Genomic DNA, 286 nt, shown 5'->3' with positions numbered 1-286 from the left:
GCGACCGCACCCGCGCCCGCACCACCGACGCACCCGTCGCCCGGAGCACCACACCACCCCACACGAACGGCAGCCGGATCTCGTCCTGCTCCCGGGCCTCACCGGCGGCGAAGTCCGTGGCGTGGAGCACCGCGTCGAGCAGGGCGGGGTGGAACGCGAAGGTGCCGGCGTCCTTGCGGGCCGTGGCGGGGAGTTCGACCTCGGCGTAGACGTCGCCGCCGGCGCGCCAGGCGGACTTCAGGCCCTGGAACAGCGGACCGTAGGCATACCCCTCCGCCGCCAGACC

Annotated in this window: 1 protein-coding gene; it reads right to left on the bottom strand. The window is 74.8% G+C overall.

Annotated elements, in window-relative coordinates; genetic code table 11:
- Positions 1-286: polyketide synthase dehydratase domain-containing protein (locus tag JL475_RS39510; protein WP_202282993.1), on the bottom strand; the 286-nt coding region annotated here is incomplete at both ends.

This window comes from Streptomyces sp. M2CJ-2 (assembly GCF_016757295.1).
Classification (GTDB): Bacteria; Actinomycetota; Actinomycetes; order Streptomycetales; family Streptomycetaceae; genus Streptomyces.
This window is presented reverse-complemented; position numbering and strand designations above follow the sequence as displayed.